The sequence below is a fragment of the Amycolatopsis echigonensis genome, from assembly GCF_002846615.1.
Taxonomy (GTDB): Bacteria; Actinomycetota; Actinomycetes; order Mycobacteriales; family Pseudonocardiaceae; genus Amycolatopsis; species Amycolatopsis echigonensis.
In genome coordinates this window covers 208,550-234,485 of the sequence record NZ_PJMY01000003.1, presented here as the reverse complement: position 1 = coordinate 234,485, position 25,936 = coordinate 208,550, and the positions used below count along the sequence as shown (strand labels likewise).

Annotated in this window: 23 protein-coding genes and 2 pseudogenes; 18 read left to right on the top strand and 7 right to left on the bottom strand. The window is 70.6% G+C overall.

What is annotated here, in order from left to right:
- The first annotated feature begins 109 nt into the window (after positions 1-109).
- The 4 genes from aspS to ATK30_RS05545 all read left to right on the top strand — a co-directional run bounded on the left by aspS (position 110) and on the right by ATK30_RS05545 (position 5,440).
- Entirely contained in the window at positions 110-1,906 is a 1,797-nt protein-coding gene (gene aspS / locus ATK30_RS05560; RefSeq protein ID WP_101434618.1) for an aspartate--tRNA ligase, read from the top strand.
- A gap of 52 nt (positions 1,907-1,958) precedes the next feature.
- Positions 1,959-2,900, top strand: coding sequence for a DUF389 domain-containing protein (locus tag ATK30_RS05555; RefSeq protein ID WP_101434617.1), 942 nt, complete (start codon positions 1,959-1,961; stop codon positions 2,898-2,900).
- Positions 2,901-2,969: 69 nt separating this feature from the next.
- Entirely contained in the window at positions 2,970-4,157 is a 1,188-nt protein-coding gene (locus ATK30_RS05550) for a phosphotransferase (RefSeq protein ID WP_101434616.1), read from the top strand.
- A 428-nt stretch (positions 4,158-4,585) separates the two neighbouring features.
- Positions 4,586-5,440 carry an SGNH/GDSL hydrolase family protein gene (locus tag ATK30_RS05545; RefSeq protein ID WP_101434615.1) on the top strand — a complete coding sequence of 285 codons (855 nt, stop codon included), beginning with the start codon at positions 4,586-4,588 and terminating at the stop codon, positions 5,438-5,440.
- On the opposite strand, the gene ATK30_RS05540 is transcribed toward ATK30_RS05545, so the two are convergent.
- Positions 5,406-6,161 carry a metallophosphoesterase family protein gene (locus ATK30_RS05540; protein WP_101434614.1) on the bottom strand — a complete coding sequence of 252 codons (756 nt, stop codon included), beginning with the start codon at positions 6,159-6,161 and terminating at the stop codon, positions 5,406-5,408. The genes ATK30_RS05545 and ATK30_RS05540 overlap by 35 nt on opposite strands.
- 78 nt (positions 6,162-6,239) lie before the next feature.
- On the opposite strand from ATK30_RS05540, the gene ATK30_RS05535 reads away from it, so the two are divergent.
- The 6 genes and pseudogenes from ATK30_RS05535 (at position 6,240) to ATK30_RS05520 (ending at position 11,182) form a co-directional block, all read left to right on the top strand.
- Complete coding sequence (locus tag ATK30_RS05535; RefSeq protein ID WP_101434613.1) at positions 6,240-7,622, top strand: replication-associated recombination protein A; 1,383 nt, start codon at positions 6,240-6,242, stop codon at positions 7,620-7,622.
- Positions 7,623-7,737: 115 nt separating this feature from the next.
- On the top strand, positions 7,738-8,286 hold the full coding sequence (locus ATK30_RS05530; RefSeq protein WP_158242453.1) for a cupin domain-containing protein: 549 nt from the start codon (positions 7,738-7,740) through the stop codon (positions 8,284-8,286).
- Between the two features lie 428 nt (positions 8,287-8,714).
- A pseudogene (locus ATK30_RS47240) lies at positions 8,715-8,885 on the top strand (helix-turn-helix domain-containing protein); the annotation flags it as partial.
- A 33-nt stretch (positions 8,886-8,918) separates the two neighbouring features.
- On the top strand, positions 8,919-9,242 hold the full coding sequence (locus tag ATK30_RS46025; RefSeq protein ID WP_101438641.1) for a helix-turn-helix domain-containing protein: 324 nt from the start codon (positions 8,919-8,921) through the stop codon (positions 9,240-9,242).
- Positions 9,239-10,093, top strand: a complete 855-nt coding sequence (locus ATK30_RS05525; RefSeq protein ID WP_244194528.1) for an IS3 family transposase — start codon at positions 9,239-9,241, stop codon at positions 10,091-10,093. The genes ATK30_RS46025 and ATK30_RS05525 overlap by 4 nt, the downstream gene beginning before the upstream one ends.
- 231 nt (positions 10,094-10,324) lie before the next feature.
- Positions 10,325-11,182, top strand: coding sequence for an NAD(P)-dependent oxidoreductase (locus tag ATK30_RS05520; RefSeq protein WP_101434610.1), 858 nt, complete (start codon positions 10,325-10,327; stop codon positions 11,180-11,182).
- On the opposite strand, the gene ATK30_RS05515 is transcribed toward ATK30_RS05520, so the two are convergent.
- A complete protein-coding gene (locus ATK30_RS05515) occupies positions 11,166-12,077 on the bottom strand; it encodes a hypothetical protein (RefSeq protein WP_101434609.1) in 912 nt (303 codons plus the stop codon). The two genes, ATK30_RS05520 and ATK30_RS05515, sit on opposite strands and share 17 nt — an antisense overlap.
- A 153-nt stretch (positions 12,078-12,230) precedes the next feature.
- Here ATK30_RS05515 and ATK30_RS05510 point away from each other — a divergent pair, with 153 nt between their 5' ends.
- From ATK30_RS05510 to ATK30_RS05475, 8 genes and pseudogenes are all read left to right on the top strand, one after another.
- Positions 12,231-12,626, top strand: a complete 396-nt coding sequence (locus tag ATK30_RS05510; RefSeq protein WP_101434608.1) for a DUF948 domain-containing protein — start codon at positions 12,231-12,233, stop codon at positions 12,624-12,626.
- Positions 12,623-12,925 (top strand): hypothetical protein, encoded by a 303-nt coding sequence (locus ATK30_RS05505; RefSeq protein WP_101434607.1) that lies wholly within the window; start codon positions 12,623-12,625, stop codon positions 12,923-12,925. Before ATK30_RS05510 ends, ATK30_RS05505 begins: the two co-directional genes overlap by 4 nt.
- A 78-nt stretch (positions 12,926-13,003) precedes the next feature.
- Positions 13,004-15,667, top strand: coding sequence for an alanine--tRNA ligase (alaS, locus tag ATK30_RS05500; RefSeq protein ID WP_101434606.1), 2,664 nt, complete (start codon positions 13,004-13,006; stop codon positions 15,665-15,667).
- Positions 15,657-16,157, top strand: a complete 501-nt coding sequence (ruvX, locus tag ATK30_RS05495) for a Holliday junction resolvase RuvX (RefSeq protein ID WP_067579314.1) — start codon at positions 15,657-15,659, stop codon at positions 16,155-16,157. Before alaS ends, ruvX begins: the two co-directional genes overlap by 11 nt.
- The gene (gene mltG / locus ATK30_RS05490) at positions 16,154-18,538 is read left to right on the top strand and encodes an endolytic transglycosylase MltG (protein WP_244194527.1); all 2,385 of its coding nucleotides are present in this window, start codon (positions 16,154-16,156) and stop codon (positions 18,536-18,538) included. Before ruvX ends, mltG begins: the two co-directional genes overlap by 4 nt.
- Positions 18,525-19,388, top strand: a complete 864-nt coding sequence (locus ATK30_RS05485) for a shikimate dehydrogenase (protein ID WP_101434605.1) — start codon at positions 18,525-18,527, stop codon at positions 19,386-19,388. The genes mltG and ATK30_RS05485 overlap by 14 nt, the downstream gene beginning before the upstream one ends.
- A gap of 43 nt (positions 19,389-19,431) precedes the next feature.
- Positions 19,432-19,995 (top strand): annotated as a pseudogene (locus ATK30_RS05480) (GrpB family protein); the annotation flags it as partial.
- Between the two features lie 27 nt (positions 19,996-20,022).
- On the top strand, positions 20,023-20,967 hold the full coding sequence (locus ATK30_RS05475; protein ID WP_101434603.1) for a D-2-hydroxyacid dehydrogenase family protein: 945 nt from the start codon (positions 20,023-20,025) through the stop codon (positions 20,965-20,967).
- On the opposite strand, the gene ATK30_RS05470 is transcribed toward ATK30_RS05475, so the two are convergent.
- The 5 genes from ATK30_RS05470 to ATK30_RS05450 all read right to left on the bottom strand — a co-directional run bounded on the left by ATK30_RS05470 (position 20,964) and on the right by ATK30_RS05450 (position 25,727).
- Entirely contained in the window at positions 20,964-22,460 is a 1,497-nt protein-coding gene (locus tag ATK30_RS05470) for an alpha/beta hydrolase (protein WP_101434602.1), read from the bottom strand. The genes ATK30_RS05475 and ATK30_RS05470 overlap by 4 nt on opposite strands.
- Positions 22,457-23,272, bottom strand: a complete 816-nt coding sequence (locus ATK30_RS05465) for a serine hydrolase domain-containing protein (protein WP_101434601.1) — start codon at positions 23,270-23,272, stop codon at positions 22,457-22,459. Before ATK30_RS05465 ends, ATK30_RS05470 begins: the two co-directional genes overlap by 4 nt.
- 124 nt (positions 23,273-23,396) lie before the next feature.
- Positions 23,397-23,666 carry an HPr family phosphocarrier protein gene (locus ATK30_RS05460; protein ID WP_101434600.1) on the bottom strand — a complete coding sequence of 90 codons (270 nt, stop codon included), beginning with the start codon at positions 23,664-23,666 and terminating at the stop codon, positions 23,397-23,399.
- Between the two features lie 28 nt (positions 23,667-23,694).
- The gene (locus tag ATK30_RS05455) at positions 23,695-24,933 is read right to left on the bottom strand and encodes a PTS transporter subunit EIIC (RefSeq protein WP_101434599.1); all 1,239 of its coding nucleotides are present in this window, start codon (positions 24,931-24,933) and stop codon (positions 23,695-23,697) included.
- On the bottom strand, positions 24,930-25,727 hold the full coding sequence (locus ATK30_RS05450; RefSeq protein WP_101434598.1) for a GntR family transcriptional regulator: 798 nt from the start codon (positions 25,725-25,727) through the stop codon (positions 24,930-24,932). Before ATK30_RS05450 ends, ATK30_RS05455 begins: the two co-directional genes overlap by 4 nt.
- Positions 25,728-25,936 lie beyond the last annotated feature (209 nt).

Sequence of the window (25,936 nt, the reverse complement as noted above, 5' to 3'; positions counted from 1 at the left end):
ACCCCTCAGCACCGGGTTCGTTAGCCTCTGTATCCGGCGAAATGCGTGTTCGGCTCACCCCGCACACCCGCCGCACCCGAACCTCGTGGACCTAGGGAGAGCAGTCGCAGTGCTCCGCACTCATCAAGCCGGCACTCTGCGTGCCGGACAGGCCGGTCAGACCGTCACCCTCACCGGCTGGGTGGCGCGGCGGCGCGATCACGGCGGAGTCATCTTCATCGACCTCCGGGACGCCAGCGGCGTCGCGCAGGTCGTGTTCCGCGAGGGCGAGATGGCCGAGCGCGCGCACGCGCTGCGCTCCGAGTTCTGCGTGAAGGTCGTCGGCGAGGTGTCGCGGCGTCCCGAGGGCAACGCGAACCCGGACATCGCCACCGGCGAGATCGAGGTGCTGGCCACCGAGCTGGAAGTGCTGTCCGAGGCCGCTCCGCTGCCGTTCCCGATCGACGACCGGGTCGACGTCGGCGAGGAGGTCCGGCTCAAGTACCGCTACCTCGACCTGCGCCGCAGCGGTCCGGCGGCCGCGATCCGGCTGCGCAGCGAGGTCAGCCGCACGGCGCGCGAGGTGCTGCACGCGCAGGACTTCGTCGAGATCGAGACCCCGACGATGACCCGCTCCACCCCGGAAGGCGCCCGCGACTTCCTCGTGCCCGCGCGGCTCAAGCCCGGCTCCTGGTACGCGCTCCCGCAGTCGCCGCAGCTGTTCAAGCAGCTGCTCATGGTCGGCGGCATGGAACGCTATTTCCAGATCGCCCGCTGCTACCGCGACGAGGACTTCCGCGCCGACCGGCAGCCCGAGTTCACCCAGCTCGACATCGAGATGAGCTTCGTCGAGCAGGACGACGTCATCGCGGTCGGCGAAGCCATCGTGAAGGCGCTCTGGAAGCTGATCGGCCACGAGATCGAAACCCCGATCCCGCGGATCACCTACCGCGAGGCGATGGCGAAGTACGGCTCCGACAAGCCGGACCTGCGCTTCGACCTCGAGATCACCGAACTCACCGACTTCTTCTCCGACACGCCGTTCCGCGTGTTCCAGGCCCCGTACGTCGGCGCGGTCGTCATGGCGGGCGGCGCTTCGCAGCCGCGCCGTCAGCTCGACGCCTGGCAGGAGTGGGCGAAGCAGCGCGGTGCCAAGGGCCTGGCGTACGTCCTGGTCAACGAGGACGGCACGCTCGGCGGCCCGGTCGCCAAGAACCTGTCCGAGACCGAGCGCGCGAACGTCGCGGAAGCCGCAGGTGCGAAGCCGGGCGACTGCATTTTCTTCGCCGCGGGCAAGGTTTCCGCCGCTCAGCCGCTGCTCGGCGCCGCGCGCGACGAGATCGGCCGCCGGCTGGGCCTGATCGACGAGGACGCCTGGTCGTTCGTGTGGGTCGTGGACGCGCCGCTGTTCGCGCCGGTCGAGGACATTGGCGACGACGTCGCGGTCGGCTCCGGCAAGTGGACCGCCGTGCACCACGCGTTCACCTCGCCGACCCCGGAGTGGATCGACAAGTTCGAGCAGGACCCGGGCAACGCGCTCGCCTACGCCTACGACCTCGTCTGCAACGGCAACGAGATCGGCGGCGGCTCGATCCGTATCCACCGCGAGGACGTCCAGAAGCGCGTGTTCGCGCTGATGGGCCTCGGCGAGGAGGAAGCGCAGGAGAAGTTCGGCTTCCTGCTCGAAGCGTTCCAGTTCGGCGCGCCCCCGCACGGCGGCATCGCGTTCGGCTGGGACCGCATCGTGATGCTGCTGGCCAAGGCCGATTCGCTGCGCGACGTGATCGCGTTCCCGAAGACCGGCGGTGGCTACGACCCGCTCACCGCGGCGCCCGCGCCGATCACCGCGCAGCAGCGCAAGGAAGCCGGGATCGACGCGAAACCGGCTGTCCCGCAGAACAAACCGGCTGCTGCACAGGAAAAGTAGTGGCCACGCGCAGCATGTCCGTTGAGGGCGGCTGGCGGGGCGGGGTGGGCTAGTGCTGCACCTCAGGGCAATCTGCCCGCCGGAGCACACTGTCGAGACGCTGGAGCTGCTGCGCACCCACCCGGGCGCGGCCCACCTGATCGTGCACCGCGGGGCGTCCGTCTCGCCGGAGGGCGACCTCATCGAGGCGGACGTCGCGCGGGAAGCGGCCGACGACATCGTCGACGCCTTGTGCGAGCTCGGTCTCGACCGCAGCGGCGGCATCACCATGGAATCGCTGGACACAGCGCTGTCCGATGCCGCCGACGCGGCCGAGGAAGCCGCTCCCGGCGAAGGCGCGGACGCGGTCGTGTGGCAGGAGCTGCTCGGCCGCACCGGCGAAGAATCGCGGTGGAACGCCACCTTCCAGGCGTTCCTCGCCTTCGCGTGCCTGCTCGCCGCGGTCGGCGTGCTCACCGACTCGTCGGTCACGATCGTCGGCGCGATGGTGGTGGGCCCCGAGTTCGGCCCGCTCGCCGCGATCGCGGTCGGCGTCGTGCTGCGCCGCTGGGACCTGGTGCGCCGGGCCGCGGTCGCGCTGGTCGGCGGGTTCCCGGTCGCCATGGCCATCACGCTGCTCGGCGTGCTGCTCGGCAGCTGGGCCGGCCTCTTCGACCCGCACGCGATCGTCAACAATCATCAGGTCGATTTCGTGTATCAGGTCGGACCCGCGTCGTTCGTGGTGGCATTGCTCGCCGGGGCAGCCGGAATGCTCGCGATGACGTCGGCGAAATCGGCCGCGCTCGTCGGCGTGTTCATTTCGGTGACGACGGTGCCCGCGGCCGGTTACGCGATGGTCGCGGCGGTCGCCGGGCGCTGGGACCGGGCCGGTTTTTCGGTGCTGCAGCTGCTGGTCAACCTCTTCGGAATCGTTCTTGCTGCGGCCATTGTGCTGATCCTTCGCCGACGCAAGCAACGTTCCGCGGCGTTGTTGCGTCCGCTTTCCCGTGGGTGATTCCGGGCGCGTCCCGGCGCCCGGAACGTTGTGGTCATGGTTGCTCAGTCACGAGTAGGGTCGGTGACAATGACAGTCGACACCTCCTCCGCCGGCGACGCTGGAGTCCGGGCGGAAGCCGGGGAACTCGCCGTCGCCGCGGCCGTCGCGGCGGGCGAGGCGGTGCTCACGCGCCGGTTCGGGAGCGCGATCACGCTGGTCTCGCCCGAGCACCTCTCCGGAAGCGGCCCGGCGACGGTCGTCCGGGCACGCGTCGTGTCGTCCTCGTTCGCGCTGCCGCGCACGCTGGTGGTCAAGCACTATCCGGACCCGCCGGAAGCCGGCCGGCCCGATCCGTTCGCCCAGGAAGCGGTGAGCTACCAGCTCTTCACCGCACTGGCTCCGGACGAGCGGATGTGCCCGGAGCTCCTCGCCCACGACGGCGGCCACCGCGTGCTGGTGATCGAAGACCTGGGCCGCGCACCCACCCTGCAAGACAAGCTGACCGCCCGCGACTCCCGGGCAGCCGAACGAGCACTCCTGTCCTGGGCTCGCTCGCTGGGCCGGCTGCACGCCAGCACCGCCAGCCGCGAAGCCGACTTCAACGCCCTGCTGCGCCGCCTGGGCGGCCCGGTCCGAACCGACAACGACGGTTTGGCGGGTCTGGCCGACGACGTCGAAGAACTCCTCTCCGAGCTGCTCGACGTGCCGGTCCCCGAAGCAGTGCGCGAACGCGTCGCCGAAGCCATCGCCCAAGCCCGGTCGGCCGCCTTCCGCGCGTTCAGCCCGGTCGAGCTGTCCCCGGAAAACAACCTGGTCACCGGCTCCGGAGTCCGCTTCCTGGACTTCGAACGCGGCCGGGTCCGGACGGCACTGGTCGACGCCTCCTGCCTCCGGCTGCCGTTCGTGTCGGACCCGCGCGCGATGGCGCTGCCCGCAGGCATGAGCGAGGCGATGATCGCCGCCTGGCGAGCCGAAATCGTCGACGTATGGCCCTCCTTCGCCGACGACGTCGAACTGGCGAAGCAACTCACCATCAGCGAAATGCTGCAAGTCTGGCAAATCACCCGAGACCTGCTGCCGCACCTGGACCTGACCAGGCACGCCACCCCAGTCAGCCGCGAGGCCGCCCTGGTCACCTGGTGGCGCGAACTGGCGAGGCACGCCGGCTACTCGCGCCTGACCGAAGTCGCCGAACACTCCACCCGAGTCGCCGCCGCCCTAGCCGCCCGCCTGGGCCCGCACGCTGACCTGGCCTTCTACCCAGCCTTCCGCTGAGACCTCACCGCCCTCCGCCGTCCGTGAAGGGCCCCTTCACGGACCGGCCCCATCGCCGCTAACCGCACCTCGCGAACCCGACGTAACCACCTACTCAAGCCGCGCACACCCACCACCAACCGCAACCAACGCACCCACCGATCCAGGCAGCCAGCCCCCGCCCTGCACCCCGATACGAAGCCTCCCTGCGGTTCGGGGGTGCTTGTCAAGGCATCTTTCCCGCCTTGACAAGCACCCCCGAACCGTCAGCACAATCAGCTTCGGGGTGCCCCACCGCACCACCCACCTGCAACGTCGCCGCCAGGCGACGAGCAGACCCAGGCCCAGACCCGCCCCAACCACCCAAACCAGACCCCGAGTACCGGAAGTTCCCACCTCCGTCCATACCGCGTTACCTCCCCATCACCAGCGGTGAGCCTCCATACCGGATGGTCTTGGGCGTGACCGTGATCAGCGTCGGAGTCACCCCGGCCCCAGAGCCAATCCCGGCCCCCGTCCGCCCTCAGCCGTCCCCTCGCCGAGCCGAACGCCTGGTGATCCTCGGCGACTCCACCGCCGTAGGCCTGGGCGATCCCCTCCCCAACCGCGGCGGATGGCGCGGCGTAGGCCCGCTGGTCGCGGAAGCACTCGGCATCGACGAAACCGGCTACCTCAACCCGTCCTTCACCGGTGCCCGCATGGCTTGCGTCCGCACCGAGCAGCTCCCCTTGGCGATCGCCCACCGCCCGGACGTCGCCCTGGTCGTAGTCGGCATGAACGACACTCTCCGCCCGGACTTCAACCCGGACAACGTCGCCGCGGACCTCACCGCCATCGTCCGCGAGCTGACCGCGATCGGGACCACCGTCCTGCCGGTGCGTTTCCACGACCACAGCAAGGTCTTCCGCCTGCCGCCGTCGCTGAAGCGAGCCCTGAGCGCCCGCGTCGCGGAACTGAACGAGGCCATCGACCGCGTAGTGGAAACCGAAGGCATCGCCTGCCTGAACCTCGACACGCTGCCCGGCGCCTATGACCTCACAGTCTGGAGCGTCGACCGCCTGCACCCCTCCGAACTGGGCCACCGCATGCTCGCCCAAGGGTTCACGAACCTGGCCGCAGCAGCCGGTTTCGCCGTGCCAGAACCGGTGAGCCTCATCTGCTCCGGCGGCGTCGAGCCAAGCGCCGCCGCCCATGTCGGCTGGCTCGTAGCGAAGGGCGTGCCCTGGCTGTGGCGGCGCGGACGCGAATTCCTGCCCTACGCCGCGGTCATCATGTGGCGCTCGTTCCGCGAGCGCGTGGGCTGAACACCCGCAACGCCTCCGCGTCCGACGCCGGATTCCGTACGAAATAGTCGTTCCAGTCCTGAATCCCGGGATACTCCGACGCTTCCGCCAACTCCCGGCACACGACCTCCGCGTCGTAGGCGGTGCGCCGCAATTCGACCCCGGGACCGAGCCTTGCCCAGTGTGCACCCGTTGTCCCGTAAGGCATCCCGACGCTCCCCGGGTTCACGATCCGGCACCGGTCGGCCAACCGCAGGAACGGCATGTGGGTATGCCCGCACACCACGGTTTCCGCGGTGACGCCGTCCAGGACTTCCGCCCAGCGCGACAGCGGGCTGTCCACGAGCGCGACCTCTTCGTCGTCGCGCGGAGTGGCGTGGCAGAACAGCACTTCGCCGAGCCCGTCGATCTCCAGCGTCACCGTCAACGGCAATCCGTCGAGCAGCTTCACCTGATCCGGCCGCAGCTGCGTCGCCGCCCACGGACCGATCGGATCCGGGATCTTGGTGGGGCCGCCGCCCGCGAGCGTGACGAGTTCGCGATCGGCGTTGCCGCGCACCCACACCGCGCGCTCGCCGAGCGAAAGCAGCCGGTCGAGGGTCTGCCGCGGGAGCGGTCCGGCGGCGAGGTCGCCGCACAGGACCACCAGATCGGCGGCTTGGACGTCGGGTTCGGCGAGGACCGCGTCGAGGGCGGGCAGCACGCCGTGGATATCGGACAACACCGCGACGGAAGAGACCATCGCCCCAGTCTGCCCCTCCGGCGGCGCCGCGGGGCCGGGCGAGCGGGATTGTCGGGGTGGTCGGATACCGTCGTCGGTGTGGCACAGGACGAACTCTTCACGGTGAACCCCGACGTGGGGCCGCCGCCGGAACCCTCCGGAGCGAACCAGGCCGAACCGCAGGCCGACCCGGCGACGTCGCCGCTCGCGGTCCGGATGCGGCCGCGCACGCTCGACGAGGTGGTCGGCCAGCAGCACCTGCTGCGGGAAGGGGCTCCGCTGCGCCGGCTGGTCGAGGGGGCCGCCCCGGCGTCCGTGCTGCTCTACGGCCCGCCCGGCACCGGCAAGACCACGCTGGCGAACCTGGTGTCGATCGCCACCGGACGCCGGTTCGTCGCGATGTCCGCGCTGTCGGCGGGCGTCAAGGAGGTGCGCGGCGTCATCGAGGAGGCACGGCGGCGCCGGCAGTACAACACCGAGAACACCGTCCTGTTCATCGACGAGGTGCACCGCTTCTCCAAGACCCAGCAGGACGCGCTGCTCGGAGCGGTCGAGGACCGCACGGTGCTGCTGGTGGCGGCGACCACGGAGAACCCGTCGTTCTCGGTGGTGTCGCCGCTGTTGTCGCGGTCCCTGGTGCTGCAGCTGCGACCGCTCACCGACGACGACATCGTGGCGGTGCTGGAGCGCGCGCTGACTGACGAACGCGGGCTCGGCGGGGAACTCACGTTGACCGACGATGCGCGGGCGCACATCGTGCGGCTTGCCGGCGGTGACGCGCGGCGTGCGCTCACCGCGCTGGAGGCGGCTGCGGACGCGGCGTCCGCCACGGAGAACAAGACGATCGATCTGGCCGTGGTCGAGTCCACAGTGGACAAAGCGGCGGTCCGTTACGACCGCGACGGCGATCAGCACTACGACGTGATCAGTGCGTTCATCAAGTCGATCCGGGGGTCGGACGTCGACGCGGCGTTGCACTACCTGGCGCGGATGATCGAGGCGGGCGAGGATCCGCGGTTCCTCGCGCGGCGATTGGTGGTGCACGCGAGCGAGGACGTCGGGCTGGCGGATCCGACCGCGTTGCAGGCGGCGGTGGCGGCGGCGCACGCGGTGCAGTTCATCGGGATGCCGGAGGGGCGGCTCGCGCTGGCGCAGGCGACGATCCATCTGGCCACCGCGCCCAAGTCGAATGCTGTGGTGACGGCGATCGATACGGCGTTGAGCGACGTCCGTTCGGGGGCGATCGGGACCGTGCCGCCGCATCTGCGCGACGGGCACTACGCGGGGGCCAAGCAGTTGGGCAACGCCCAGGGGTACCGGTACCCGCACGACGTGCCGGAGGGCGTGCTGGCTCAGCAGTACCCGCCGGACGAGCTCGTCGGGCGGGACTATTACGAGCCGACCCAGCGGGGCGGGGAGCGGACGCTGGCGGAGCGGGTGCCGCGGCTGCGGCGGACTATTCGGGGCGAGCGGCAGGCGTGAGTGTTCCGGTCAGCGGCGCCTGAGTGAACGTCGCCACTTTCTGCCCGGCGGAGGTTGGGGCGGGAACATCGGGATGCGTCGTCGGTTGATCCTCTTCAAGGAGAAGGGGGCGGCGATGACGCTGTTGACCGTGTGGCCTGACGATCAGCCCGGGCATGTGCTGCTGCGGACCGAGGACACTGGGGCGATCGTCGCCGAGCTGGGGCGGATTGGCGCCGGGTTCGCTCGGTGGCCGGTGGTCGGCGAGGCTGCGGATACCGAGGCTGGGGTGCTGGCGCGGTATCGGGAGTTGATTGATTCCCGGGTCGGCGGGGTCGGTTATCACGCGGTGGATGTCGTCGCTGGGGAGCCGGGGCGGGTCGAGCGTTGTGGGGGCGGGGCGGAGGACCGGTTCTTCGTGCGGGGGTCGGCGGTCTGGTATCTGCATGCTGGGCGTGAGGTGCATGCCGTGTTGTGCGAGCCGGGGGATTTGCTGACGGTTCCGGCGGGGGTGCGGCATTGGCATGACGGTGGGGATCGGCCGGATTACGTGACTGTTCGGGTTCGGCATGCTGGTGGGGTCGCTGGGCCGGGTGGGGTGGGTCGGGTGGCGCTGGGGGAGTTTCCTGGGTTTGCGGAGTTGGTTGCGGAGCGGATGGGGGGTTGGGCTGTGGTGGGTGGGTGAGTCCTCCCTGGGGCTGCTCGTCGCCTGGCGGCGACATTGCAGGTGGGTGTGTGCGTGGGGCACCCCGAAGCCTGAGTGTGCTGACGGTCTGGGGGTGCTTGTCAAGGCGGGAAAGATGCCTTGACAAGCACCCCCAGACCGCAGGGAGGCTTCGTATCGGGGTGCAGGGCGGGGGCTGGCTGCCTGGTCGCGTGGGGTGCGGCGGTCGCGGTTGGGGGCGAGGCTTGGGCGGGCGGCCGAGTCGGGTGCCTGGCTGAGTTGGGTGCGTTGGCGGGACTGGGCGGGTCGGCGTTGGGGATAGGGCCCCAACGCCGCATCGGGTGCGTGGGATGCACCGAAGGCCGCATTGGGTGCAGCGCGGCGACGACGGGTGGTCCGTGAAGGGCTCCTTGAGGGAATCTATGTCCGTGTGAACTGCGCCCCGGGAGTTGGACTGGGAATCCAGTTCCGGCTGTCCGGGGAGTGGTTCGTTGCATCCACGCAGTTCGTTGTCTGAGTGGCAGCGGGCGTCCGCTGTTGCGTTGTTCGAGGACGGGTATGGCGCGAAGGCCGTGGCGTCCCGGTTGGGGGTGTCGGCGGGTGCCGTGCGACGCTTGCGTGATCGTTGGAGGCTGCGGAGCGCGGGAGCGCTGATGAACAAGCCAGGCAGGCGGTCGTTCGGGTTCGAGTTCAAGCTGGAGGTCGTGCGCCGGTATGTCGGCGGCGAGGCGACCGCGGCCGAGCTGGCGCGCGAGCACGGCCTGTCCTCGCCCAAACTCGTGGAGAACTGGGCGCGGGCGTATCGGCGCGAGGGCGAGGACGCGTTGCGGCCCAAGCCGAAAGGCCGTCCGCCCGGTGTCGCGGACTCGCCGGGTCCCGGCGAGCTGGAGCGGTTGCGGGCGGAGAACCTGCGGCTGTCGGCGGAGAACGCCTACCTAAAAAAATTGCGGGCCTTGAGGGAGCAGGGGCGAGGGTGAAAACCCAGGCCGTCGCCGCCCTCAAGGCCGACTATCCGCTGCCGGTGCTGCTGGCGGTCGCGGGCCTGGCCCGGTCGACGTTCTTCTACCACCAGGCCCGCCTGGACCGGCCCGACCCGCACGCCGGGCTCAAGGCCGCGATCGCCGAGGCGTTCGAGGCCGCCCGCGGCCGCTACGGGCACCGGCGGATCCACGCGGTCCTGGCCCGCGACGGCTGGCGGGTGGCGAAGAAAACCGTGCGCACGCTGATGAACGCCCTCGGCCTGGCCTGCCAGGTCCGGCGGCCGCGCCGGTGCCGGTCCTGGCCCGGGCGGCCCGGCACGACCGCGCCGAACCTGCTCAACCGCCAGTTCAACGCCGACGCCCCGGACACCACATGGGTCACCGACGTGACCGAGTTCCGCATCCGCGACCGCAAGCTCTACCTCTCGCCCGTGATCGACCTGTTCGACCGGTCCGTGGTCGCCTACGCCTGCGGCCCGTCCCCGACGCTGGAGCTGACGAACTCCTCGCTGCGCGCCGCGATCGCGACCCTGCCCGCCGGAGCCCGCCCGCTGGTGCACTCCGACCAGGGCTTCCAATACCAGCACGCCTCCTGGCGCACCCTGCTCGCCGACGCCGGCCTGACCCAGTCGATGTCCCGCCGCGCCACCTGCCTGGACAACGCCGTCGCCGAGAACTTCTTCGGCCACCTCAAAGAAGAACTCTTCCACCACAACACGTTCGACACCGTCGACACGTTCACCACGGCACTGCACGACTACATCGACTGGTACAACACCACCCGCATCTCCACCACCCTCGGCGACCTCAGCCCAGCCGAATACCGAGCCCAGACCCTCGCCGCCTAACCTCTACATAACCAGTCCAACTTCCGGGGCCCAGTTCAGTGAAGGGGCCCCTCACGGATGGCCGGGGAGGTCGCGAGGGGAGAGCGGTGAAGGGGCCCTCACGGAATGGCGGGGCGCGGTCGTGGTGGATTGTCCCGGTTCGCCGCGTTGGTCACCGATCGCCGCGAGCTCGGGGGCTGGGGCTGGTCCGCTGATCCTGCCGATTCGCGCGGCTGACGGCACGATGGCCGGATGACCACAGTCGCATTCCTTGGCACCGGAATCATGGGCCGTCCGATGGCCGCCAATCTTGCTCGCGCTGGGTTGACCGTGCGGGCCTGGAACCGTACTCGGGCTAAGGCTGAGCCGCTTGCCGCGGAGGGCGTCACCGTTGTCGGGTCTCCCAGCGAGGCGGTCAAGGGGGCGGACTTCCTCGTCACCATGCTCGCCGACGGTCCGGCGGTCGCTGAGGTCTTTCGCGGGCTCTCGCTCGAACCCGGGACGATTTGGCTGCAGACCAGCACTGTCGGGATCGAGTGGGCTGATCGGCTCGCTCAGGCGGCCGTCGCGGCGGGGGTGCCGTTCGTTGATTGTCCGGTGATGGGGACGAAGGGGCCGGCCGAGCAGGGGCAGCTTCAGGTGCTCGCGGCTGGGCCGGACAACGTGCACGAAGGCGCGGCAGAGGTGTTCAACGCGATCGGGTCCAAGACTCGGTGGCTCGGTACCGAACCTGGCACGGCGACGCGGCTCAAGCTGGTGATGAACGCGTGGGTTCTCGCGCTCACCAACGGTACTGGCGAGAGCCTCGCGCTCGCGAGCGTGCTTGGTGTGGACCCGCAGTTGTTCTCCGACGTCATGAGCGGCACGGGGTTCGACGTTCCGTACGCGCGAGCGAAGGGTCCCATGATGCTGTCCGGCGAGTATCCGGCCAGCTTTCCGGCGTCGCTCGCGGCGAAGGACGCGCGGCTCGTGGTGGAAGCGGCGGGGCACGCGATCGACGTCGGCGGAGCGGCGGCCGCGTTGGCGCATCTGGAGACCGCGGTCGAGGCGGGGCACGGCGAGGACGACATGGCGGCGGTGTACGAGGGGATCGTCAAGAAGGGGCGTTGAGCAGTGACGCGACCCGGTCCACGCCGATGCCGGAGATGAGCAGGCGTTCCTTCGCGTTTCCAAGCAGCCGTGCCGTCCACGGGGTGAAGCCGCCATCACCGACGGCTTCGTGTCCGGAGCCGAAGTCGGCGGTGACGGCGAAGCAGAGGCCGGAGTAGTAATCGCGGCCGACGGCGCGGTCTGGGGCGTCGGAAACGGCGACGTCGGGCAGTGCTTCCTGGACGGACGCGGCGACATCGGCGAAGCGGTTGTCCAATGTGGTCACTTGGAAGCCGGCCGCGCGAGCACCGGCGGTGCGTACCGCGGTGGTGAGGAATCGAGCGTGCTCAACCAGATGCTCGCGTTCGAACGCCAGACTTCCTCGGTCGCGACCGGCGGTGACGGCGGCGAAGAGGGAGAAGTGTGCGGAGAATCCGGAACCGGGGAGCTGGGCTCGGACGACGCGTTGCACGGTGGTGAGGCGCACCGGCGAGGAACCGGTGCGCCGGACCGCCGCTTCCAGTGCCAGGGCGTTCGTCGGGTCCGCGGCGACCTCGGTGCCGCGGCCGGTGGGCACGACGCGGTTCTGGGCTAGTCCGGCCACTGTGGAATGGGTGCCGAGCGGGGTCACCGGGGAGAGCGTCACCCGTTCGAATTCCGGCGGCGCGGCGGAAAGCAGGGCGTCTTCGACCCGCCGCGCAACCTCGAAGGGCACCGGGGCGGGCGTGGTGAACCGGTCCTCGCGGTAGCGGCGCAGGACGTCCGGGCCGCGCAGTTTCGCGGCACGGCGCCGGGCTACTTCCAGTTGCAGCGTCGTCAGGTCCGCGCCGGGAAGGTCGGCGAGCACGTCGGCCGCGGGGCCGCCCGGTCCGGCGAGCACGCGGGGGAGCGGACCGCGTCGGTTCGAGGAGTCCATCGGCCGAGGAGACCAGCCCCGACGCTCGCGCGCGAACGGTTTTCCGCCGCGGCGGCTGCGCTGGGTGACCGCAGCGGCGGGGGGTCCCGGCCGAAAGGCGGCGCAGGCGGTAACCTCACATCCACTCAATCCCGCACCACCCGAGGAGGGCCCGTGTCGGCAGGGCAGATCGCCGCGCTGATCGCCGCAGGAGCTTTCGTACTGCTGGTCTTGCTGCTGGCGATCCCGCTGCTCAAGCTCGGCCGCACGCTGGACGAGGCGACGATCGCGATCCGCAAGGCGCACGAGAACAGCGACCCGATCCTGATCGGGGCCAACGAGACGATCACGCACGTCAACACGCAGCTCGAGCGGGTCGACGGGATCACCTCGAACGCGCAGGCGGTGAGCGGCAACGTGTCCGCGCTGTCCTCGGTCTTCACCGCGACGCTCGGCGGTCCGCTGGTGAAGACGGCCGCGCTCTCGTACGGGATCAGCAAAGCCATCCGCGCGCGCCGCAAGAAGCAGGAAGCGAAGGCGCAGCGCCCGGCCCGCCGGGGGAAGAAGTGAAGCGGCTGTTCTGGCTCGGGGTCGGGGTCGTCGCCGGGGTCGCGCTGAGCCGCAAGGCGACCGAAACCGCTCGTCAGGCCACGCCCGCCGGGTTAGCATCGAACCTGGGCGACGCCGTGCGGGAACTCGCGGGCGCCGTCGGTTCGTTCGGTGCCGAGGTGCGCGCCGGGATGAACGAACGGGAACAGGAGCTGCACGACATGGTCGAGGAGCGGACCGCCGCCGTCGCGCCGCCTTCCGGCGCGGGCAGGCACGCCGCACGTCGCCCCGCCCGGCGAGCTCGCCGGGCGGAGGGCTGATCTCCGCGCGCCTTCCGCCGCCTCCGACCCCGTTTCCTTCCCCGGCCGAAGCCGGGGCCCAGCACAAGGACTTCACCCGTGGACACACACGAGATCACCGACCGTTTCCTGCGCCACTTCGAGAGCCGGGGCCACACGCGGGTGCCGAGCGCCCCGCTGATCCTCGACGACCCGAACCTGCTGTTCGTCAACGCGGGCATGGTCCAGTTCAAGCCGTACTTCCTCGGCGAGGCCCCGCCGCCCTACCCGCGTGCGACCTCGGTGCAGAAGTGCGTGCGCACGCCGGACATCGACGAGGTCGGCAAGACCACCCGGCACAACACGTTCTTCCAGATGGCGGGCAACTTCTCGTTCGGCGACTACTTCAAGGAAGGCGCGATCGAGAACGCCTGGGAGCTGATCACCAAGTCCCAGGACGACGGCGGCTTCGGCCTCGACCCGGACCGGATCTGGGCGACCGTCTACGAGAAGGACAGCGAGGCGGCCGGGCTGTGGCGCAAGCTCACCGGCCTGCCCAGCGAACGGATCCAGGTCCGCGACGGCAAGGACAACTACTGGGACATGGGCGTCCCCGGTCCCGGAGGCCCGTGCTCGGAGATCTACTACGACCGCGGCCCCGCCTACGGCCGGGAAGGCGGCCCGGTCGCCGACGAGGACCGCTACATCGAGATCTGGAACCTCGTCTTCATGCAGGACGTCCGCGGCGACCAGAGCCCGAAGGCGGGCCACCCGCCGATCGGCGAGCTGCCGAAGAAGAACATCGACACAGGCATGGGCGTCGAGCGCGTCGCGACGATCCTGCAGGGCGTCGAGAACGTGTACGAGACCGACCTGGTGCGTCCGGTGATCGGCCGCGCCGAGGAGTTCTCCGGGCGCCGCTACGGCGCGAACCACGCCGACGACGTGCGCTTCCGCGTCATCGCCGACCACGCGCGCACCGGCGTGCTGCTGATCGGCGACGGCGTCACCCCGGGCAACGACGGCCGCGGCTACGTGCTGCGCCGGCTGCTGCGCCGCATCGTCCGCTCCACGCGCCTGCTGGGCGTGCAGGAGCCGGTGCTGCAGGAGTTCGCGAAGGTCGTCAGCCAGACCATGGGCCCGACCTACCCCGAGCTGGTCAGCGGCTTCGACCGGATCTCCGAGGTCGTGCGCGTCGAGGAGGAGGCGTTCCTCGCCACCCTCACCAGCGGTTCGCGGATCTTCGACCTGGCCGCGGCCGAGACGAAGAAGGGCGGCGGCGACGTCCTCGCCGGCGACAAGGCGTTCCAGCTGCACGACACCTACGGCTTCCCGATCGACCTGACGCTGGAGATGGCGGCCGAACAGGGCCTGACCGTCGACGAAGCCGGGTTCCGCACGCTCATGGAAGAGCAGCGCAAGCGCGCGAAGGCGGACGCGGCGTCGCGCAAGAGCGGCCACGGCGACCTGTCCGAGTACCGCAAGGTGCTGGAGCAGCACGGCGAAACCGAGTTCCTCGGCTACACCGAGCTGCAGGCGGACGCGAAGGTCGTCGGCCTGCTCGAAGACGGTCTGCCGGTGCGCAGCGTCGCCGCGGGCCGCAAGGCCGAGCTGGTGCTCGACCGCACCCCGTTCTACGCCGAGAGCGGCGGGCAGATCGCCGACACCGGCGTCCTGGTCGGCGACGGCGTCGAGCTGAAGGTGCTCGACGTGCAGAAGATCGTGCCGGGCCTGTTCGTGCACCGCGTCGAGGTCACCCAGGGCGAGGTCGCGATCGACACCCGGCTCACCGGATCGGTGGACGCGAACCGCAGGCTCTCGATCGAGCGCTCGCACTCGGCGACGCACCTCGTGCACGCCGCGGTCCGCGGCGCGTACGGCAAACGCGCCGCGCAGGCCGGTTCGCTCAACGCGCCGGGCCGGATGCGGTTCGACTTCACCACGCCGGGCGCGGTGTCGGCCGACATCCTCACCGAGGTCGAGCAGGAAGTGAACGACTACCTGCAGACCGACGTCGAGGTGCAGAGCTACACCACGACGAAGGACAAGGCGCTCGAGCTGGGCGCGGTCGCGCTGTTCGGCGAGAAGTACGGCAACGACGTCCGCGTCGTCGACATGGGCGAGTACTCGCGCGAGCTGTGCGGCGGCACGCACGTCGAGCGGATCGGCCAGCTGGGCTTGGTCAAGCTGGTGTCGGACGCGTCGGTCGGCTCCGGCGTGCACCGCGTCGAAGCGCTGGTCGGCCCGGACGCGCTCAAGCACGTCCGCAAGGAGCAGTTGCTCGTGTCGCAGCTGGCGAACACGTTCAAGGTGCCGTCCGACGAACTGCCCGGCCGGATCGAGGACGTGCTGACCCGGCTGAAGAACGCCGAGAAGGAGATCGAGCAGCTGCGCACGAAGCAGGTGCTCGGCTCGGCCGGCGCGCTGGCGGACAAGGCGCAGGACGTCAACGGCGTCTCGGTGGTCGCCGAGGTCGTGCCGGACGTCGACGGCAACGGCCTGCGCGCGCTCGCTTCCGACATCCGCGGCCGCCTCGGCGACCGCGCCGGTGTCGTGGCGCTGTTCGCGCCTGCGGGGGAGAAGGTGGCCTTCGTGGTCGCCACGACCTCGGCGGCGCGCGACAAGGGCATCGCGGCGGGCAAGCTCGTGCCGTCGTTCGCCGAGGCGATCGGCGGACGCGGCGGCGGCAAGCCGGACATGGCCCAGGGCGGCGGCAGCAACCCGGCGGGCGCGGAGCAGGCCGTGACGGCGCTGCGCGCGGCGGTCGCGAACCTTGGCCGCTAATCCCCGGAGAGGCCCGGATCGGCCCGGCGAATCCGATCCGGGACGGGGCAGGCGGCTCGCGGTCGATGTCGGGTCTGTCCGGGTGGGGGTCGCGCTGAGCGATCCCGCCCCCGTCCTCGCGAGCCCGCTCGTTACCCTCTCCCGTGATGCGAAGGACGACAGCGATCTGGACCGGCTTGCCGACCTCGTCACCGAACACGAGGTGGTCGAGGTGATCGTGGGCTTGCCGAGGACGCTGGCGAACCGGCAGGGCGCGGCCGCGGACACGGCGCTCGCGTATGCGGAGAAGCTCGCCGGGCGCGTGGGGGACGTGCCCGTGCGGCTGGCGGACGAGCGGTTGACCACGGTCACCGCGTCGCGAATGCTGTCCCAGCGGGGGGTCAAGGGACGCAAGCAGCGCGCCGTGGTGGACCAGGCAGCGGCCGTCGAGATCCTGCAAGCCTGGCTCGACGCCGCCGCCGCGCACCGCGCCCGGAAAGGCGACTCATGACCGACCCTCGCGGCCCCGGCAACCCGGGTGGCCGCCGTCGGCTGCGCAACCCCGACAACCCGGATCTCCCGGACCCCGCGGCGGGTTCCGGAGCTCCGGGCGGACGGCGCAGGCGACGCGAGCCCGAAGACGAACCGCCCGCACGCCGCGCGGCGGCCGACGGCATGCCTCCGTCCGGCGAACGACGGCGCCCGCGCGGCGACGTGCCCCAGCGTCCTCCCGCGGCGGAAGGGCGACGGCGCGCGCCGGAGGGAGCGCCTCGCCCCGCCGGCGACGCGACCCGTCGCGTCGCACCGGACGCGATGCCGCCGGCCGAACCGCCCCGCCGCCCGGCCGCCGACGCGCCGCCGACCCGGCGGCGTCGTCCGGCCCCGCCCCAGGACCGGCCACAGCGGTCGACGGAGAACTGGGACCTGCCGCCGCACGCGGCCGACGACCTTCCGCGCGCCCGTCCGCGCCGGATCGCTCCCGGCGAGGAACCGGTGGCCGGGAACGACGTTCCGCCCGCGGACGTCGAGCCGCCAGCCGGACGTCGCCGTCGCCGCGAAGACGTCCCGCCGGTCGACGCTGAACCAGGCCGTCGCCGGCTTGAGGACGTGCCGCCGCCGAGCGAGCCGCCCGCCGGTCGTCGCCGTCGGCGCGAGGACATTCCGCCTCCGGTCGACGCCGAACCGCCGTCCGGTCGCCGTCGCCGGGACGCCGTCGACATGCCAGTGGAAGCTGCCGCGCCTGGCCGTCGCCGACCACCGGAGATGCCTCCGCCCCCTCCGGCTCGGCGCGCTCCCGCTCCGCCGCCGGACGGCTCCATGCCGCCGGATCCTCGGTTCGCCGAGGCCTCGATGCCGCGCGATCCTCGGTTCGCGGACGCGTCGATGCCGCCGGATCCGCGCTTTGCCGAGGCCTCGATGCCGCGTGATCCCCGGTTCGCCGATGCGTCGATGCCGCCGGATCCTCGGTTCGCCGAGGCCTCCATGCCGCGCGACCCGCGTTTCGCGGACGCGTCGATGCCGCGCGACCCACGCACCCAGCCGCCGCGTCGGCAGCCGGCCGAGCAGCCCACCGAGGTGATCCCGACCGTGCCCGAGGCGCACGAACCGGAGCACCCGGACGAGCGGCCGATCGACGGCCTCTTCGAGGACGAGTACGACGAATACGGCGAGTACGAGGACTACGACGACGAGTACGACGGCTACGACGAGGACGGCTATCCCGTAGACGGGGCAGGGCCGCCGGTCGACGAGCCGCCCGCGAAGAAGACCCGCAAGAAGCGCAAGCGCGCGATCGGCTGGATCGCCGCGGTGCTCGTGCTCGTCCTGCTCAGCGGCGGGGCCTGGTTCGGCTACCAGAAGATCTTCGGTTACGCGGACTACGACGGTTCCGGCGAGGGCGACGCGCTCGTGCAGGTCGAGCAGGGCGACACGACGTCCGCGATCGGCGCGAAGCTCACCGACGCGGGTGTGGTCGCGAGTACCCGGGCGTTCGTGAAGGCGGGCGCGGAAAACACCGCGCTCAGCAAGATCCAGCAGGGCTACTACCTGCTGCGCCAGCACATGTCGGGCGAAAGCGCGGTCGACCTGATCACCTCGCCGACGGCACGGGTCGGGCGGCTGGAAATCCGGCCGTACACGCAGTTCGACGACATCACTCAGCCGGACGGCAAGGTCACGCCGGGCGTGTTCAGCCTGATGTCGAAGGCGTCGTGCGCCACGGTGAACGGCAAGAGCACCTGCATTTCGGTGGACCAGCTGCGCAAGACGGTCGCCGACGCCGACCTCAAGGCCCTCGGCGCGCCCGACTGGGCGCTGGCCGACGCGGGCAAGGCGCTGAGCAAGGACAAACGCCTCGAAGGCCTGATCGCACCCGGCGTGTACGACGTGAAACCCGGCTGGAGCGCGACCGAGCTGATCACCGACCTGGTGAAGCAGTCGGCCGATGCGATCCAGGCGGCCGGGCTCACCGCGCAGAACACCGGGCCGGGAATGTCGCCGTACCAGACCCTGATCATCGCGTCGCTCATCGAGCGCGAGGCGATCACGCCGGACTTCGGCAAGATCTCGCGGGTGATCTACAACCGGCTTTCGCAGCGCATCCGGCTGCAGCTGGACTCGACGGTCAACTACGTGCTGGACCGCCCGACGCTGCTCACCAAACCGGAGGACCGGGCGAAATCGGGGCCGTACAACACCTACGCCAACTACGGTCTCCCGCCGACGCCGATCGCGGTGCCCAGCGCGGACGCGATCAAGGCCGCGGTCAGCCCGACGCCCGGCGACTGGGCGTACTTCGTGAAATGCGAGAAGGACGGGCATTCCTGCTTCGCGGTCACGAACGACCAGCACAACGAGAACAAGCACCTGGCGGAGCAGCGTGGCGTCTACTGACCGGCCGCGCCGCGCGGCGGTGCTGGGCAAGCCGGTGGCGCATTCGCTGTCGCCGGTGCTGCACCGCGCGGCGTTCGCGGCGCTGGGCCTGGACGGCTGGACCTACGACCGGATCGAGAAGGACGCCGCCGAACTGCCCGGGTTCGTCGACGGCCTCGGCCCGGAATGGGTCGGCCTTTCGGTCACCATGCCCGGCAAACGCGCCGCCCTCGACCACGCCGCCGAGGTCACGCCGCGCGCGGCCGCGGTCGGTGCGGCGAACACGCTCGTGCGCGGGGCGGACGGCTGGCTCGCGGACTGCACCGACGTCGACGGGGTGACCGGGGCGCTGCGGTACGCCGGTGGTTACTCGCCTTCCGCCAATGACCAGGCAGTAGTGCTCGGCGCGGGCGGGACGGCCGCCGCCGCGGTGGTCGCACTCGCCGCGCTCGGCGTCACGGCGGTGCGCTTGGTGGTGCGGGAACCGGCGCGGGCCTCGGAAACGCTGGACGCGGCCAAACGCGCGGGCCTGGACGTCGACGTGCTGCGTTGGTCCGACGCCAACTTCGCCGACCTGGCGGACCGCGCGGCGGTGCTGGTCAACACGGTGCCGCCGGACGCGGTCGTGCCGCACCTCGCGGAGCTGTCGCGGATCGGCAGTGTGCTCGACGTGATCTACCACCCGTGGCCGACGCCGCTGGCCGAGGCGGTCGAACGCCGCGGCGGACGGCTCGCGACCGGCCTCGACATGCTGCTGCACCAGGCATTCGGGCAAGCGGAGCAGTTCACCGGGCAACCGGCTCCGCGCGAGGCGATGCGGGCGGCGCTGCGCGAGGCGACCGGAAACATCCTGCCGCTGCCGATTTCCTGATATTCTGGTCGACTGTTTTCGTCCAGCATCAGGGGGATGCACTGTGACCAGGCAACAGTTCGGCGAGCAAGAAATCCAAGCGGCGTGGGTCGGCGAGGCTCCGAAACTCGGCACCACGATCACGCTCGCCGAGTACGACCCGGAATGGCCGCGGCTCTACGAACGCGAGGCGGAGCGCATCCGCGGGGCGCTCGGGGAACGCGTGCTGCTGCTCGAGCATGTCGGATCCACCTCGGTGCCGGGGCTCGCGGCCAAACCGATCGTCGACATTCTGCTCGAGGTGCCCGATTCGAACGATGAAGCGGCGTATGTGCCCGACCTCGAAGCGGCGGGCTACCGGCTGGTGATCCGCGAGCCGGACTGGGAGAAGCACCGCTGTTTCAAGGGCCCGGACACGAACGTCAACCTGCACGTCCATTCGCCCGGCAACGGCCAGACCGAGCGCTATCTGCTGTTCCGGAACCGGCTGCGCACTCATCCGGAGGAGCTGGCGCTGTACCTGGCGACGAAACGCGAACTGGCCGCGCAGGTCTGGGAGTACGTGCAGAATTACGCCGACGCGAAGAACGAGGTGATCGACGAGATCATCGAGCGGGCGCGGAACGCCTGACCTCGCCGGGTTACGGTGGGCGGCATGAAGATCGCGATTCTCGACGACTACCAGAACGTGGCTCTCCAGTGTGCGGACTGGGAGCCGCTCGGGGCGGAGATCGAGGTGTTCACCGAGCCGTTCGCCGGACCGGGCGAGGTGGTGACGCGGCTGGCCGGGTTCGACGTCGTGGTCGCGATGCGCGAGCGCACGCCGTTCCCGGCCGCCGTGTTCGACCGGCTGCCGGACCTGAGGCTCCTGGTCAGCACCGGCCGGAGGAACGCGGCGATCGATCTGGACGCGGCGAAGCGGTGCGGCGTGGTGGTGTCCGCGACCGGTGCGCTCGGCGCGTCGACCGTGGAACACGCGTGGGCGCTCATCCTGGCCGGTGCGCGCAATCTGCCCGCGGAGTTCCGCTCGATGCGAGAGGGCGGCTGGCAGGTCGGCCTCGGGACGTCGTTGCGCGACAAGACGCTCGGCCTGCTCGGTCTCGGCAGGCTGGGCGCCGAGGTCGCCCGGATCGGCCAGGCGTTCGGGATGAAACCGATTGCGTGGAGCCAGAATCTCACGCCGGAACGGGCGGCCGAGCACGGCGTCACCGCAGTGTCCAAAGAGGACTTGTTCGCGCAGTCCGATGTGCTGTCGGTCCACTTGGTGCTGTCCGACCGCACTCGCGGACTGGTCGGTGCCGCCGAATTCGCCGCGATGAAGCCGAGCGCGCTGCTGGTGAACACCTCGCGCGGGCCGATCGTGGACGAATCGGCTTTGCTGGAGGCGTTGCGCGGCAAGAAGATCGCGGCGGCCGCGCTGGATGTCTACGATGTCGAGCCGCTGCCCGCGGACCATCCGCTGCGCACGCTGGACAACGCGATCCTGACGCCGCACATCGGGTACGTGAGCCGGGAAACGTACGAGATTTTCTACGGCGGCGCGGTGGAGGACATCGCCGCGTTCCAGGCGGGCGAGCCGATCAACGTGCTGAACGGCTAGGGGAACGGCCGGACCTCCGGCGGGTAGACCGTCCCGTCCGGAGGCACCGTCAGGTCCACGAAATACCGTGCCGTCGCCGCGGAAGCGGCCGTGCTCGGCACGTCGAGCGTCGTGTGCCCGGCGCCGTCCACCACGGCCACGTGGCCGTCGCCGAGTTCCCGCGCGGCGGCCTGGGCGTTGGCGAGCGGGGTGACCGGATCGTTCCGGTTGGCCAGGATCAGGATCGGGTGCTGGCGAGGCCGGTTCCACGGCCCGAGGTACCGGTCCTCGTCCCGCGCGGGCCAGCCGACGCACTGGGCCATCGAAAACACTGGCGCGACCCCGAAGTACGGCTGCCGTTCCGCTTCTGCCGCAGCGAGTGCGGCGTACTCGGCGGGCTCCTGCGGGAGTTCGCTGTCCAGGCACTGCACCGCGAGGAAGCCGGGCGAATGCGTCGGCACGCGCGGATCGAGCACCGGCGCGGGGGACACCGGGGAGGACGGCACGAGCCCGGCGAGCGTTTTCGCCAGCCACGGCCACCGGGACGATTGATACAGCGCCCGGTCGATCGTTTCCATCAGCGACGACACCGTCATGCCGCCGACCGGGCCGTGCGTCAACCGCGCGAACACCGCGGCGAATTTCTGCTTCAGGTCACCGCCGGCGAACGCGCATTTGCCCGGCCCGGCCGCGTCGCAGGCGGCGAAGAACGCTTCGAGTTCCTGTTGCTGCGCAGTCGCTATGTCCGCGCGCACGTCGACCGGTTTGTGCTGCTGACCCGGCTGTCCGGTGGAATTCGCGACGAGGTCGAGCGTCCCGTCGAGGACCATCGCGCGCAGCTTGCCGGGGAACAGGTTCGCGTAGGTGCCGCCGAGATACGTGCCGTACGAATAGCCGTAGAAGTTCAGCTGCTGCTCGCCCAGCGCCTGCCGGAGCACATCCATGTCCCGCGCGACATTCGCCGTGGACAGGTGCGACAACTCGGCACCGGTCGCGGCCGCGCACGCCTTGCCGACGGCCGCGCTCGCCGCCCAGAACGCCGCGCTGTCCCGCAACGGAGACCCGGCCGCGGGCGGCGTTCCCGGGCACTGCACCGGCGCGCTGCCGCCGACTCCGCGCGGGTCGAAGCTCACCAGGTCGAACTTGGCCCGCAACTCGTCCGGGTACCGCGGGCCGAACCGCATCAGCTCGCTGACGCCGTCGGTGCCCGGCCCGCCGAAATTGATCACCAGCGACCCGACGCGATGCGCGGGATCGGTGGCCGGCATGCGGATCACCGAGAGATTCAGCTTCGCGCCGCCAGGTTCGCGGTAGCTCACCGGTACCGGCGCGGTCGCGCACTGGAAACCGCCGTGGCACGGTGCCCAGCTCAGTTTTGGTGCCGCGGCGCCGTTGGTGCCCAACGGAAGCGGAGCGTCCGGCGCGGGTATTGCTGGTGGCGCTTGGGTTTGTGCGGCCGGTGCGGAACAACTCGCGACAAGCAGCAGGGCGGCCAGCGCCAACCAGCGTCTCACGCGGAGAGTTCCGCCAGCACGGCGTCGGTGAACGGCGGCCACGCTTGCGCCGCCCACGGTCCGAACGACCGGTCGGCGAGCCCGACGCAGGCGTGGCCCGCTTCCGGGTCCACCCACAGGAAAGTGCCCGACTGCCCGAAATGGCCGAACGTGCGCGGCGAGCTGTTCGCGCCCGTCCAATGCGGGCTCTTGTGGTCGCGCAGTTCGAAGCCGAGGCCCCAGTCGTTCGGCTTCTGGTGCCCGAAGCCGGGCAGCACGCCGTTCAGTCCCGGGAACGCGATTTCGGTGGCCGCGTTCAGGGTTTCCGGCGCGAGCAGCTTGGGGGCCTGCAGTTCCGCGGCGAACCGAATCAGGTCGTCCAATGTGGACACCGCGCCCGCCGCGGGGGAGCCCTCCAGGCGCGTCGACGTCATGCCCAGCGGTTCGAAAAGCGCTTCCCGCTGGTACTCGGCGAATTCGATGCCGGAATGCTCGGCCAGCGCGTCGGCGAGTTCCTCGAACCCGGCGTTGGAGTACAGCCGGCGCGTGCCGGGCTCGGCCATCGCCTTGTGCGCGTCGAAGGCGAGCCCGGAGGTGTGCGCGAGCAGATGCGCGATGGTGGAGCCCTCGGGCCCGGCCGGCGTGTCCAGCTCGACGACGCCCTCTTCGATCGCGATGTGCGCGGCATAGGCGGTGAGCAGCTTGGTGACCGACGCGAGCCGGAACTGGCGGGCCGGGTCGCCGTGGCGTCCGCGCACCTCGCCGGAAGCGGAGACCACCCCGGCCGCGGCGTTGTCCACTGGCCATTCGTCGATCAGGCGCAGGCTCTCCATGCCCGCCAGCGTAATAGGACCCGCGCGACGGCCGTCTCGCAGTGCCCTGACGCGACGAACCGTGCGAGGCCCCGGAAGTTCCGGCGCCCCGCACGGTTCGCGGTTTCCCCGTGGAGCGGTATCGCTACTGAGCGTCGAGATCGGTGGCGACCAGCTCGGCGACGGCCTCGACCGCCGCCTCGGCACCGTCGCCTTCGGCGCTGATGACGACCTCGTCGCCGTACGCGGCGGCGAGGGTCATCAGGTTGAGGACGCTGCCGGCGGCCACCGGGTCGCCGCCGTCCTTGGCGATCCGCACCGCCACGGGCTGGGCCGCGGCCGCCTTGGCGACCAGAGCGGCCGGCCGGGCGTGCAGCCCCACCTTGCTGGCCACGGTGACGCGTTTCTCCGGCATGGTGTACCTCTCTTGCCTTTCTCGGGTATTACTTCGCGGCCGTGCGCTCGAGGTCCGCCTCGACCGAATCGTCCTCGCGGCCCGGCGTGCGCAGGTTGAACTTGGTGATCACGAACCGGAACACCACGTAGTAGATCACGGCCAGCACGAGCCCGATCGGGATGATCAGCCAGGCCTTGTGCGCGGTGTCCAGCGACGAGTTCAGCGCGAAGTCGATCGCGCCGCCGGAGAAGGAGAAGCCGAGGTGGATGCCCAGCGCGTTGCAGACCGCGAGCGAGATGCCGGTCATCACCGCGTGGAAGATGTACAGCGGCCACGCGACGAACATGAACGCGAACTCGATCGGCTCGGTGACGCCGGTGACGAAGGCGGTCAGCGCGGCCGAGATCATGATGCTGCCGACGAGCTTGCGCTGCCCGGGACGCGCGGTGTGCACGATCGCGAACGCCGCGGCGGGAAGGGCGAACATCATGATCGGGAAGAACCCGGTCATGAAGGCGCCGGAGCCCTGGACGTGGTTGAAGAAGTTGGTCAGGTCGCCGCCGCCGAAGATGAACCACACCGGAACGTTCAGCAGCTGGTGCAGGCCGACCGGGATGAGCAGGCGGTTGAGCATGCCGTAGATCCCGCCGCCGAGGACCGGCGAGCCGACGACCGCCTTGCCCGCCGCGGTGATGCCCTCGTCGACGTACTTGAACAGCAGGCCGAACACGACGCCGAGGACGATCATCGCCAGCGCGGTGATGATCGGCACGAACCGGCGGCCGCCGAAGAAGGCCAGCCAGGACGGCAGCTTGATCCGGTGGTAGCGCTGCCACAGCAGGGCCGCCACGATGCCGGACACGATGCCGGTCAGGACGCTGTAGGGCCAGTGGATCGGCGCGAGGTCCCAGCCGGGCTTGTAGCCCTGCTGGCTCTTGATCGGGGCGATCGCCTGGATCACCTTGTTGAACACGACCCAGCCGATGACGGCCGCGACGGCGGTCGAGCCGTCGCCCTTGCGGGCGAAGCCGACCGCGATGCCGATCGCGAAGATCAGCGGCAGCCAGTCGAAGATGCCGCCGCCCGCCGCGCCGATCACGTCGGCGGCTTTGCCCCAGTTGAGGCCGTCCTTGCCGAGGACGTCGTCCTGGCCGAGCCGGTTCAGCAGGCCGGCCGCGGGCAGGGTCGCGATCGGCAGCATGAGGCTGCGGCCGAAGCGCTGCAGCCCGGCAAGGCCGCCGCCCTTCTTCTTTCCGCTAGCCCCAGCCGCGGTGGTGGCGCTCATCGGATACCTCCATTGTGGGGTTGGTCGCCGGAACCCGGGGTGTTCCGGTCCAGCTGCATGGTCACCTGGTAGTGGTCGCCCCGGTACCAGGACGTCATGTCCTCCACCGGTTCGCCGCCCGAGCTGGAAACCCGGCGGAACACCAGGAGCGGACTGCCGGTGCGCATGCCGAGCAGGCGCGCCGTTTCGCGGTCCGCGGATTCGGCCCACACCGTCTGGTACGCCCGGTCCGGCCGGAGCGAGAAAGCGTCGGCCAGCTGGGCGTACAGCGAACGGGTCAGGTCGAGGTCGAGCAGGCCGGGGGTCCGGCCCGCGTGGTACCAGCCGCGTTCCACGGCCAGCGGAACGCCGTCGGCGCGCCGCAGCCGCACGAGCCGGTGCGCGGGCACGCCCTCGGCGAGGCCGAGCGCGTGCGCCGAAGTCACCGGCGGGACCTCGGTCGAGGTCGAGATCACTTCGGTGGTCGGGGTAAGCCCGCGCCGGCGCATGTCGTCGGTGAACGACATCAGGTACACCTGCAGTTCCATCCGCCTCGCGGCGGTGAAGGTGCCCTTGCCCCTGACCCGGGCCAGCAGTCCTTCCTCGACGAGCTTCCCGATCGCCGAACGGACGGTGAGCCTCGAGACGCCGTAGAGCTGCGCGAGCTCTCGCTCGGACGGGATCGGCGAGCCCGGCGGGAGCTCGCGCTCCACCAGGCGGCGCAGGATCTCCCGCAGCTGGGCGTGCTTCGGGGTCGGCCCGTTCACCACGCGCTCGGCGGGGTCGGACGGCGGAACGTGCGCGGCCGCGCTCATCTCGATGTCGCCCTCCCTCGCTCCTCGCGCACCGGGGCCGGTGCTCGCGTCCGCGCCGGAAGATTGGTACGTTCCGGTCTAGACCAATGATCTGATGGGGCAGGATGCTCCGCAGCGAGAGCGGGTGTCAACCACCGTTATCCGTTCGTGGCCGGTCTCGCCGGGCAAGGCGGCAAACGGCGTAGTAATGGTGGCGGGCAGCACCTGTT

Coding starts and splice junctions, on each gene's coding strand:
- ATK30_RS05450 (WP_101434598.1), bottom strand. CDS start 25,727: ATGAGCGCGGCCGCGCACGTTCCGCCGTCCGACCCCGCCGAGCGCGTG.
- ATK30_RS05540 (WP_101434614.1), bottom strand. CDS start 6,161: ATGGTCTCTTCCGTCGCGGTGTTGTCCGATATCCACGGCGTGCTGCCC.
- ATK30_RS05475 (WP_101434603.1), top strand. CDS start 20,023: ATGAAGATCGCGATTCTCGACGACTACCAGAACGTGGCTCTCCAGTGT.
- ATK30_RS05460 (WP_101434600.1), bottom strand. CDS start 23,666: ATGCCGGAGAAACGCGTCACCGTGGCCAGCAAGGTGGGGCTGCACGCC.
- mltG (WP_244194527.1), top strand. CDS start 16,154: ATGACCGACCCTCGCGGCCCCGGCAACCCGGGTGGCCGCCGTCGGCTG.
- ATK30_RS05455 (WP_101434599.1), bottom strand. CDS start 24,933: ATGAGCGCCACCACCGCGGCTGGGGCTAGCGGAAAGAAGAAGGGCGGC.
- ATK30_RS05545 (WP_101434615.1), top strand. CDS start 4,586: ATGGTCTTGGGCGTGACCGTGATCAGCGTCGGAGTCACCCCGGCCCCA.
- ATK30_RS46025 (WP_101438641.1), top strand. CDS start 8,919: ATGAACAAGCCAGGCAGGCGGTCGTTCGGGTTCGAGTTCAAGCTGGAG.
- ATK30_RS05550 (WP_101434616.1), top strand. CDS start 2,970: ATGACAGTCGACACCTCCTCCGCCGGCGACGCTGGAGTCCGGGCGGAA.
- ATK30_RS05530 (WP_158242453.1), top strand. CDS start 7,738: ATGACGCTGTTGACCGTGTGGCCTGACGATCAGCCCGGGCATGTGCTG.
- ATK30_RS05465 (WP_101434601.1), bottom strand. CDS start 23,272: ATGGAGAGCCTGCGCCTGATCGACGAATGGCCAGTGGACAACGCCGCG.
- ATK30_RS05520 (WP_101434610.1), top strand. CDS start 10,325: ATGACCACAGTCGCATTCCTTGGCACCGGAATCATGGGCCGTCCGATG.
- ATK30_RS05515 (WP_101434609.1), bottom strand. CDS start 12,077: ATGGACTCCTCGAACCGACGCGGTCCGCTCCCCCGCGTGCTCGCCGGA.